Raw genomic sequence first — 10,705 nt, 5'->3', positions numbered from 1 at the left:
CATTTATCCCCCACGGAGGGCCGCGCGTTGCATAAATAAAGTGCGTCCTTCGTGCTTCGACAGGCTCAGCATGAGGGAGGTGGGAGCTCAGCATGAGGGAGGTTGGCTCAGCATCAGGAAGGGGGATTTGCAGGGCTGGTCGCACGAGACTGGCCGAGGCATCATATTGCAGGCCCTTCCGACCCCGCGTCGCGCAGAGGCGGCCGGAACGCGGAAGGGAGGCGGCTGCGGTCGTCTGAGCCACCAGGCGGCGGGCGGGGGTCGAAATGGACGCCGGCAGATACTACATCGCATCGGGTGACGTGCCGCCAGGCAGCGAGCCGCGAGATGCGCCGACAGGCACATGGTCGCGATGTCGGGCGGTACGCTTTTGTCTTGCGCAAAGGAAAAGCCAATGAAAGCCGCAGTCTACGACAATCCCGGCCCTCCCGCGGTCCTGAAATATGCCGATGTGCCCGATCCCGCCTGCGGGCCGGACGATGTCCTGATTTCCGTCGAGGCGATCTCGATCGAGGGCGGTGATCTGATCAATCGTCGCTTGACCCCGCAGCGACCGTCCTGGATCGTCGGCTATGCCGCCGCCGGCACCATCGTCGCGATCGGCGCCAATGTCCGCGACCGCGCAGTCGGCGAAAAGGTGGCTGCCTTCGACATGCAGGGTTCGCATGCGGAACTCTGGGCCGTCCCCGCCGTCCGCACATGGCTGGTTCCGGAGGGGCTCGAATTGCCACAGGCCGCTTCGCTGACGATTTCCTTCGCAACCGCCTATCATTGCGTCATCACCAAGGGTGGCCTCGGCGCCAATGAAACGGTGCTGATCCAGGCTGCAGCCGGCGGTGTCGGCCTGGCGGCGGTGCAGCTGGCGCGGGAAAGGGGAGCGACGATCATCGCTGTGGCCAGTGGCAGCGAACGGCAGCCGCGGCTGATCGAGCTCGGCGCATCGCATGTGATCGATCGCCTGAAGCAGGACGTCGCCTCGGAAGTGCTTCGGCTGACCGATGGCAAGGGGGCGGATCTCGTCGTCGATCCGGTCGGCTCGACGCTGCAAGCCTCGCTGGCCGCACTGGCTGCCGAGGGGCGCCTCGTCTTCGTCGGCAATGCCGGCGGCGGCGATCTCGCGGTCGACCTCTGGCAGCCGATGCAGAACAACCAGACGCTGCACGGCGTCTTCATGGGCCCGCTCTTCGGGCAGCCAGCGGTGAAAAAGACCGTTGACGAACTTCTCGACGCGGCGGCGGCAAAGCGACTGGAAGTCGTGATCGACCGCGTATTTCCCTTGCGCGACGCCGCGAAGGCGCATGAATATGCGGAAACGGCCAAGCCGCTTGGCCGCGTGGTGATGATCCCCTGACAGCGATCGGAGACCACTCCCGGAGGGCGACCCGCAGGCGGGCCGCCTTGCGGCCGTTCAGATGCGGACGCCCAGCACCATGTAGTTCACATCCGTGTCGGACGAACGGTTCCAGCGGCCGGTCAGCGGGCTATAGGTGACGCCGACGCGCTCGACGACGTTGAGGCCGTTGCCGGTCAGGATCGATTCGAGCTCTTCCGGCCGGACCAGCTTCTCATATTGATGGGTGCCGCGCGGCAGCCAGCGCAGCACATATTCGGCACCGAAGATCGCCAGGCCGAGCGCCTTGAGCGTGCGGTTGATCGTTGCGACGAACATCACCCCGCCGGGCTTCACCATCTGCGCGCAGGCGGACATGTAGAGTTCCACATCGGCGACGTGCTCCACCACTTCCATGTTGAGGATGACGTCGAATTTCTCGCCCGCTTCGGCGAGTGCCTCGGCCGTGGAGGCGCGATAATCGATGTCGAGCCCGCTTTGCTGCGCATGCAGCTTCGCCACCTCGATATTGGTCTCGCCGGCATCGACGCCGACGACCACCGCGCCGAGACGCGCCATGGGCTCGCACAGCAGCCCGCCGCCGCAGCCGATATCAAGCAGCCGCAAGCCTTCGAGCGGCCGATGCTCGTTCGGGTCGCGGCCGAAATGCGCGCAGACCTTTTCCTTGATGTATGAAAGCCGCGCCGGGTTGAACTTGTGCAGCGGGCGGAATTTCCCTTCGGGGTTCCACCACTCCGCGGCCATGCGCGTGAACCGGGCAACTTCGTCAGCGTCGATCGTCGTACGTTGTGCGTCAGTCATTGGCCTCATCCTCATCCACAGTGCCGACAGGCCTTCTCCGGGCTGGAAAGTCAAGACCTATCGGCACGGTCGGGCGTAAATGCGGCGCTGCGCCGCCGGGCCGGACAAAATCAAAACGCCCCTCGCGCAAGCCCCTGTTCTTGCAGTCAGACCGTATTTTGTTTATGGGAAACCGATCCTGCGGACAGGGAGCGTTGGGGCCAACGTTTCTTTTCCCCACTTACATTTCAGGCCTCCCAGAACGGTAGTTTCCATGGCACGCATCGTGATGAAATTCGGCGGCACTTCGGTGGCCGATATCGACCGCATCCGCAATGTGGCCCGGCATGTCAAACGCGAGGTTGATGCCGGGCACGAAGTGGCAGTCGTCGTTTCCGCGATGGCAGGCAAGACCAATGAACTGGTCGCCTGGACGCGCCAGGCCTCGCCGATGCATGACGCGCGCGAATATGATGCGATCGTCGCTTCCGGCGAGCAGGTGACCGCCGGCCTGCTGGCGATCGCGCTGCAGGGCATGGGCGTCCACGCCCGTTCCTGGCAGGGCTGGCAGATACCGATCAAGACGGACAATGCCCATGGCGCGGCAAGGATAACCGATATCGACGGATCGTTCCTCGTCGAGCGCTTCCGCGAGGGCCAGGTCGCGGTCATCGCCGGCTTCCAGGGCATAGGCCCTGACAACCGCATCTCCACCCTCGGCCGCGGCGGCTCCGATACGAGCGCGGTCGCGATAGCGGCGGCGGTGAAGGCGGACCGCTGCGACATCTACACGGATGTCGACGGCGTCTACACCACCGATCCGCGCATCGAGCCGAAGGCGCGCCGCCTGGCCCGCATCTCGTTCGAGGAAATGCTGGAAATGGCATCGCTCGGCGCCAAGGTCCTGCAGGTGCGCTCGGTCGAGCTTGCCATGGTACATAAAGTGCGCACATTCGTAAGATCGAGTTTCGATGATCCCGATGCGCCGGGCATGGGCGATCTGATCGATCCGCCCGGTACTCTAATTTGCGATGAGGAAGAAATCGTGGAACAGCAGGTTGTTACAGGAATTGCCTACGCCAAGGACGAAGCCCAGATTTCGTTGCGGCGCGTGGCGGACCGGCCCGGCATTTCGGCAGGCATATTCGGCCCGCTCGCCGAGGCCCATATCAATGTCGACATGATCGTGCAGAACGTCTCCGAGGATGGGTCGAAGACCGACATGACGTTCACGGTCCCTTCCGGCGACCTCGACAAGGCGCTCGTGGTGCTGGAGAAGGTGAAGGCCGATATCGGCTTCGACGTGATCCAGTCCGAGGCCGGCATGGTGAAAGTCTCGGTCATCGGCATCGGCATGCGCAGCCATGCCGGCGTCGCGGCCACGGCGTTCCGCGCGCTCGCCGACAAGGGCATCAACATCCGCGCCATCACCACGTCGGAGATCAAGATTTCCATCCTGATCGACGGTCCCTATGCGGAACTTGCTGTGCGCACTTTGCATTCCGTGTACGGTCTGGATAAGCATTGATTCTGATTGCCGTCTAAGGGCATTTTCGGCGATGAACGATTGTCGGGAATGATTGTTGGAATGATCTGAATTGAGAACCGGCCAGAGGCGCGGTTGAATTGCAAGAGTTGGCGGGGGAGGCGGCTTGGCTGTTCCCGCGCCCAGTAGGAGCGAATGGGTGCCCACACGCGAACAGACTACCGGCCCCCGCGTGATGCTGAAGCGGCTTCGCGAACTGATGGCGGAGGCGCTTGAGCCGCAGGACAGGCTCGACCGTATCGTGCGCGACATCGCGCAGAATATGGTTGCGGAAGTGTGTTCCTTCTACGTGCTGCGCTCGGACGGCGTGCTCGAACTCTATGCGACGGAAGGCCTCAATCCCTCGGCCGTCCATCTGGCTCAACTGCGCCTCGGCCAGGGTCTCGTCGGTACGATCGCGGCGAGCGCGCGGCCGCTCAACCTGACCGATGCGCAGACCCATCCCGCCTTCGCCTACCTGCCGGAGACGGGGGAAGAGATCTACAATTCCTTCCTCGGCGTGCCGATCCTGCGTGCCGGGCGCACGCTCGGCGTTCTCGTCGTCCAGAACAAGACCAAGCGCGTCTACCGCGAAGACGAGGTCGAGGCACTGGAAACGACCGCCATGGTCCTCGCCGAGATGGTGGCGGCGGGCGGCCTGACCCGGCTGGCGCGTCCCGGCGTCGAGCTCGACATGGGCAAGCCCATGAGCTTCAGCGGCACCGCCTTCAATGATGGCGTCGGCCTCGGCCATGTGGTGCTGCACGAGCCGCGCATCGTCGTGACCAACCTGTTCAATGAAGACATCGATGCCGAGGTCAAGCGGCTGGAGAATTCGCTCGGCTCGCTGCGCATTTCCATCGACGACATGCTTTCGCGCCGCGACGTCGCCTTCGAGGGCGAGCACCGCGAGGTTCTCGAAGCCTACCGCATGTTCGCCCACGATACCGGCTGGGTGCGGCGGCTCGAGGAGGCCATCCGCAACGGCCTGACCGCCGAAGCGGCGGTGGAAAAGGTCCAGAGCGACACGCGCGCGCGCATGATGCACCTGACCGATCCCTACATGCGCGAGCGCCTCAGCGATTTCGACGATCTTGCCAACCGCCTGCTGCGGCAGCTGATGGGACGCGACGTCAAGACCATGGCGGGCTCGCTAGCCAAGGATGCGATCATCATCGCGCGGTCCATGGGGGCGGCCGAGCTTCTCGATTATCCGCGCGAACGCCTGCGGGGCCTCGTTCTCGAAGACGGCGCGGCGACCAGCCATGTGGTGATCGTTGCCCGCGCCATGGGCATTCCCGTTGCCGGCCAGGTCAAGGGCGTCGTCTCCATGGCCGAAAACAACGATCCTGTCATCGTCGATGGCGATGACGGCCGCGTCCATCTGCGCCCGCAGGCGGATGTGGAGGCGGCCTATTCGGAAAAGGTCCGTTTTCGCGCCAAGCGCCAGGCGCTCTACCGCGAATTGCGCGACCGCCCCTCGGTGACGAAGGACGGCGTGCCCATCACCCTGTTGATGAATGCCGGCCTGCTCGTCGACCTGCCGCAGCTCGCCGAGGCCGGCGCGGCGGGCATAGGGCTCTTCCGCACCGAACTGCAATTCATGGTCGCATCGACATTCCCGCGCGCCGAGCAGCAGGAGCGGCTTTATCGCTCGGTGCTCGATGCCGCCGGCGAGCGGCCCGTCACGTTCCGCACGCTGGATATCGGCGGCGACAAGGTGCTGCCCTATTTCCGCAACACCGCCAACGAGGAAAATCCGGCCATGGGCTGGAGGGCGGTGCGGCTGACGCTGGACCGGCCCGGCCTGCTGCGCACCCAGGTGCGCGCGCTGCTGAAGGCGGCGGGCGGGCGCGAGCTGCGCCTAATGCTGCCGATGGTCACCGAAGTGGCGGAAGTGCGCAAGGCGAGCGAACTCATCAGCCGCGAGGTACAGCATCTGTCGCGCTTCGCCCATGATCTGCCGACGCGCGTCAAGATCGGCGCCATGGTCGAGGTGCCGTCGCTGCTCTGGCAACTGGACGAGCTGATGTCCGTAGTCGATTTCGTGTCGGTCGGTTCGAACGATCTCTTCCAGTTCGTGATGGCCGTCGACCGGGGCAATTCCATCATCGCCAACCGTTTCGACAATCTGTCCGTGCCCTTCCTGCGCGTGCTCCGGCACATCGTCGAGGCGGGGCAGCGCAACAATACCGATGTGACCCTATGCGGCGAGATGGCGGGCAAGCCGATATCCGCGATGGCCCTGCTCGGTCTGGGTTTTCGCTCCATTTCCATGTCGCCCGCCGCGATCGGCCCGATCAAGGCCATGCTCGGATCGCTCGACGTGGGCGAGCTCAGCGTGCAACTGGCCGAGGCGATGAATGGCCATGGCGACATGGGGTCGTTGCGGCACGTGCTGACCAAGCATGCGGAGCGCGCGGGCATTTCTTTGTGAGGTTTGAATGACGTCCATTCCGCAGGATCGCATGGATCAGCTGCTGAAGCGATTTTCCTTGATGGAAACGCAGATGGCCAGCAATCCCGATTCAGACACCTATGTCAAGCTTGCGTCGGAATATGCGGAGCTGGAGCCCGTCGTGTTCAAGATCCGCGAATTGCTCGATGCGCAGAGCGAGGCCGATGGCTTGCAGAGCCTGCTCGACGATCCGGCGACGGATCGCGACATGCGCGAACTGGCCGAGGCCGAACTGCCGGATGTGAGCGAGCGCATCGACGGGCTGGAACAGGAAATCCAGGTGCTGCTGCTGCCGAAGGACGTCGCCGACGACCGCAGCGCCATCCTGGAAATCCGCGCCGGCACCGGCGGATCGGAAGCCGCGCTCTTCGCCGGCGACCTGTTCCGCATGTATGAGCGCTACGCCGCCGACAATGGCTGGCGCGTGGAGCTGATTTCCGCCAGCGAGGGCGAGGCCGGCGGCTACAAGGAAGTCATCGCCATGGTCACCGGCAAGGGCGTTTTCGCCAAGCTCAAATTCGAATCCGGCGTCCACCGCGTCCAGCGCGTGCCCGATACCGAGGCGAGCGGGCGCATTCACACCTCCGCCGCCACGGTCGCGGTGCTTCCCGAGGCCGAGGATATCGATATCGACATTCGCCCCGAAGATATCCGCATCGATACGATGCGGGCGTCGGGATCGGGCGGGCAGCACGTCAATACGACCGATTCGGCCGTGCGCATCACGCATATTCCTTCCGGCATCGTGGTGGTCCAGGCGGAAAAGTCCCAGCATCAGAACAGGGCCCGGGCCATGCAGGTCCTGCGCTCGCGCCTCTTCGACATGCAGCGGCAGAAGGCCGACAGCGAACGATCCGAGGCAAGGCGCAGCCAGGTCGGTTCCGGCGACAGGTCAGAGCGCATTCGCACCTATAATTTCCCGCAGGGGCGGGTCACCGATCATCGCATAAACCTGACGCTCTACAAGCTCGATCGCATCATGGAAGGCGATCTCGGCGAATTGATCGGTGCGCTGATATCGGATTACCAGACGGCGCAGCTCGCCCAGCTCAACGAGAGCCACTGAATGACCGGGCGCAGCCGGAAACTTGCGGACCTCATCCGGCAGGCGAGGGACCATCTGGCACGGCAGGGGATTGCGTCGGCAGAGCTCGATGCGCGGCTGCTGGTGGAGTGGGCGACGGGCTGCAACCGCCTCGCCATGGTGCGGGAGCCGAATCGGCAGGCCGACATGGCAGAGGTCGAGCGGATCGACCGGGCGGTCGAGCGGCGAATCGCCGGGGAATCGGTGCATCGGATCATGGGATGGCGCGAATTCTTCGGCATGGAATTCGAACTGTCGGCGGATACGCTCGAACCACGCCCCGATACGGAGGCCCTGGTCGAGCTGGCATTGGGCTGGCTGACCTTGCGGGCCGGGCGAAACGGCAATGCGGTCGTGGTCGATCTCGGTACGGGAACAGGGGCCATCGCCCTTGCCCTGCTCCAGCATGTTCCGGGGCTTCAGGCCATAGGCGTGGACATATCCGCAGGCGCGCTGACGACAGCGCGGGGCAATGCGAAACGCGCCGGCTTGTCGGCCCGCTTCGCCGCCATCCAATCGGACTGGTTCGCGCGGATAAGTGGTTCATTCGACATGATAATTTCCAATCCGCCCTATATAGTATCGGCGGAGATACCGGGGCTGCAGAAGGAAGTTTCGATCCACGATCCGGCGCGCGCGCTCGATGGCGGGGCGGACGGACTGGATGCCTATCGCAAGATTGCGCAGGGCGCGTCGCGGCATCTTGCGGTAGAGGGCAGGGTGGCGCTCGAGATCGGCGCGGGACAAAGGGCGGATGTCGAGCGGATTTTCGCCGAGGCGGGTTTCGTGCCGGATGGGCTTCGCCACGACCTTGGCGGGCACGAGCGGGCACTTCTCTTTGCCCGGGCTAAAAAATAATGGAAAAAAGGCTTGGAATCTGCGCAGAAGATCGCTAGTTTCCGGGTACCGCTTTAAACCGACGACACTGGTTCTGCCAATCAAGCGATTGATCGGAAATCCCCAGAGTTTGAGTTCTCCTCGATGGTGTTCTGGAGAAAGCGTTTCTTGCGGAAGCACAAAAGTTTTTTGAACTTTGGATGCGATCGAAGCGCGGGGCGTGCTTCAGATCGGCATTTGAAAAGCGAGCTTTTTGACTCAAATGGTGAGCAAACAAGCGCCCCTGATTTTCTGAAAAGAGATAAGTATGAGGCCAGTACAGCAGAATAGGCGCATGCGCGGACGCGGCAACAACAACCGCAGCAAGGGACCAAATCCACTATCGCGCAATTATGAAAGCAACGGCCCGGACGTGAAGATCCGCGGCAATGCCCAGCATATCGCCGAAAAATATGCCACTCTTGCACGCGACGCCCAAAGCGCGGGCGACCGTGTGATGGCGGAAAACTATCTCCAGCATGCCGAACATTACAATCGCATCATTCTCGCGGCCCAGGCCGCCGCGCCGGTCCAGTATCAGCGCGACGACCAGGACCAGGATGATGACGGTTCCTATGATGATGACGGCCCGATCGCCGAGACCGAGCGTCAGGAACGGCCCGAGCGCCAGGATCGGCAGGAGAGGCAGGAACGGCAAGAGCGGCCGGAGCGACAGGACAGGCAGCCGCGGGTGAACCACGCCATCAATGGCAGCGGCCCGCAGCCGGTCATCGAAGGCACCCCCGCCGAGGTCGCCTATGATGACGATACGGCCAGCCAGCGCCAGCCGCAGGCACAGCCGGCACAGGCCGAAGCGCCCGAGGCGCCCGAGGCCGCCACTGCAGCGGACGAGGCCGCCGATGCGCCGAAGCCGGCAAGGCGCTCGACCCGTGGCCGTCGCCCGTCGCGTCCGCGCGAGGCACGTGGCGAGGAAGGCAATGGCGACGAGCAGTCGCCGGCAACGCGTGCCGAGGCCGCTAATGATATTTCTCCGGCCAGCATCGTCGCCGAAGTGAAGAAGCGGCGCGCCGCCGCCGAATCGGACGTCTAGGCGCCAGCGCATGCCGGCGGGTTGCCGCCGGACCTGAGATGATTTCGAACCACCCGCCGTCACCGCCGGGTGGTTCTTTCATTTGATGCTGTGGGTGGATGAGCTTGGGCTGCAAAAGCATCGTGCGTTCGATGGCTTGCCATGGGGAGCCGGAAGCACTCGCCCTCAGGCGGCGAGTTCCGACCGCCAGGGCGGATTGGCGCCGGCGCGCGAAACGGTCACCGTGGCGGCCTTGATTCCGAGCGTCAGCGCCGCCTCGATCTGCCGGTCGGTCAGTTCGGCAAGTCCGGCTTTCGTCAGCGCGCCGTTCTCCTGCAGCGAAGCCAGAACACCGGCGGTGAACGTATCGCCGGCGCCGACCGTATCGACCACGGCCACCCTTTGCCCCGGGACCTGCACGGCCTGCCGCTTCGTATAGCCGGTGGCGCCATCGGCGCCATGGGTGAGGAGAATCAGCTTCGGCCCGATGGCGTCGCCCTCGACCAGCCAGCGGCGCGCCACGTCTTCCAGCGATCCCACCTCGCCGAACCAGTTGAGATCTTCGTCGGAAACCTTGACGATGTCGGACATGGCGATCATCCGGCGCATGCGCGCGAGGTGCTTTTCCTTGTCCGGGATGAATCCCGGCCGGATGTTCGGGTCGAGGATGATGACGCGCTTCGCGTGTTCGCGCGCCATCAGCGCCTCATAGGTGCTGCCGCACGGCTCGGGAATGAGGCTGATCGCCCCGAATTGCAGCGCGGTCACATTGGCGTCGAGTTCGGGCAGGTGCTCCGGCGCCAGCGAGCGGCCGGCGCTGTTCTCGTCGTAGAAGATATAGCTCGCCTGGCCATCGACCAGCCTTACGAAGGCGAGGGTGGTCGGCTGCGGCGAAATATGCGCGTAGCGACTGCCGACATGGTTCTGCGCGAGACTGTCGCGCAGCATCTGCCCGAAGAAATCGGAGGAAAGCCCGGAGTAGAATTCGGTCGGCACGCCGAGCCGGCCAAGGGCGACGGCGGTGTTGAACACCGCGCCGCCGACATAGGGGGAAAAGGCGGTTTCGCCGGCCTCGGTCACGCGCGGAAGCATGTCTATAAGGGCTTCGCCACAACATAAAATCATTGAACAATCTCTCTTGGATAAATGACACCCTTGCGGATGATAATATTGGCATAAAGGCGGGTTTCGCCCGTGGCAACGATCGTGTGTGCCGTTTTCACACGGGCGTAGAAATCGGCACCCGCCAAGGCGACGAGCCTGGCGCCCGGCGCATATTTTGCGCAGATCCGGCTCATTTCATCATGAACCGGGTCGGAAAGTTCCGGCTCGCCGCGAACCGAGGCCCTGAACAGCGGTTCGGCGACGAAATCGTCCACCGGCAATATCTGCAGGATCGCTTCGAGAAGCGGAACGAGCGGAATGCCGTCTGCGCGCACCAGCCGCGTCGCATCCGTCTGCGCCGGATAATTCGCATCGACGAGCGCGATCTCGTCGCCATGGCCCATGCTGCGCAGGGTCGCGAGCAGTTCCGGCCCGAGCAGGGGTGAAATGCCGATCAGCATGGCCGCTCCGTGGATTGTGCCGATTGCATCATGGCC

General features: G+C 63.9%; 9 protein-coding genes. 6 read left to right on the top strand and 3 right to left on the bottom strand.

From position 1 onward, the window contains the following. Positions 1-394: 394 nt before the first annotated feature. Positions 395-1,351: a quinone oxidoreductase family protein gene (locus OSJ75_RS22030; RefSeq protein ID WP_267229540.1), complete on the top strand. Its 957-nt coding sequence runs from the start codon at positions 395-397 to the stop codon at positions 1,349-1,351. A 57-nt stretch (positions 1,352-1,408) separates the two neighbouring features. On the opposite strand, the gene ubiG is transcribed toward OSJ75_RS22030, so the two are convergent. Further along, entirely contained in the window at positions 1,409-2,152 is a 744-nt protein-coding gene (gene ubiG, locus OSJ75_RS22025; protein ID WP_267229539.1) for a bifunctional 2-polyprenyl-6-hydroxyphenol methylase/3-demethylubiquinol 3-O-methyltransferase UbiG, read from the bottom strand. Positions 2,153-2,405: 253 nt separating this feature from the next. Between ubiG and OSJ75_RS22020 the strand changes: the two genes are divergently transcribed. The 5 genes from OSJ75_RS22020 to OSJ75_RS22000 all read left to right on the top strand — a co-directional run bounded on the left by OSJ75_RS22020 (position 2,406) and on the right by OSJ75_RS22000 (position 9,125). Then, positions 2,406-3,659, top strand: coding sequence for an aspartate kinase (locus tag OSJ75_RS22020; protein WP_267229537.1), 1,254 nt, complete (start codon positions 2,406-2,408; stop codon positions 3,657-3,659). A gap of 193 nt (positions 3,660-3,852) precedes the next feature. Next, positions 3,853-6,093, top strand: coding sequence for a phosphoenolpyruvate--protein phosphotransferase (ptsP, locus tag OSJ75_RS22015; protein ID WP_267229544.1), 2,241 nt, complete (start codon positions 3,853-3,855; stop codon positions 6,091-6,093). Between the two features lie 7 nt (positions 6,094-6,100). Next, entirely contained in the window at positions 6,101-7,180 is a 1,080-nt protein-coding gene (gene prfA, locus OSJ75_RS22010; protein ID WP_250019963.1) for a peptide chain release factor 1, read from the top strand. Then, positions 7,181-8,056, top strand: a complete 876-nt coding sequence (prmC, locus tag OSJ75_RS22005; RefSeq protein ID WP_267229536.1) for a peptide chain release factor N(5)-glutamine methyltransferase — start codon at positions 7,181-7,183, stop codon at positions 8,054-8,056. It abuts the gene before it with no gap. A gap of 286 nt (positions 8,057-8,342) precedes the next feature. After that, positions 8,343-9,125, top strand: a complete 783-nt coding sequence (locus tag OSJ75_RS22000) for a DUF4167 domain-containing protein (protein WP_267229535.1) — start codon at positions 8,343-8,345, stop codon at positions 9,123-9,125. A 165-nt stretch (positions 9,126-9,290) separates the two neighbouring features. On the opposite strand, the gene OSJ75_RS21995 is transcribed toward OSJ75_RS22000, so the two are convergent. Beyond that, positions 9,291-10,229 (bottom strand): carbohydrate kinase family protein, encoded by a 939-nt coding sequence (locus tag OSJ75_RS21995; protein WP_250019967.1) that lies wholly within the window; start codon positions 10,227-10,229, stop codon positions 9,291-9,293. Further along, positions 10,226-10,669: an RbsD/FucU family protein gene (locus OSJ75_RS21990; RefSeq protein WP_267229534.1), complete on the bottom strand. Its 444-nt coding sequence runs from the start codon at positions 10,667-10,669 to the stop codon at positions 10,226-10,228. The genes OSJ75_RS21995 and OSJ75_RS21990 overlap by 4 nt, the downstream gene beginning before the upstream one ends. Between the last annotated feature and the right edge of the window lie 36 nt (positions 10,670-10,705).

The organism is Phyllobacterium sp. 0TCS1.6A (assembly GCF_026420825.1).
Lineage (GTDB): Bacteria > Pseudomonadota > Alphaproteobacteria > Rhizobiales > Rhizobiaceae > Phyllobacterium.
Note: the sequence above shows the minus strand (reverse complement) of the source record. Positions and strands in the feature narration are given on the sequence as shown.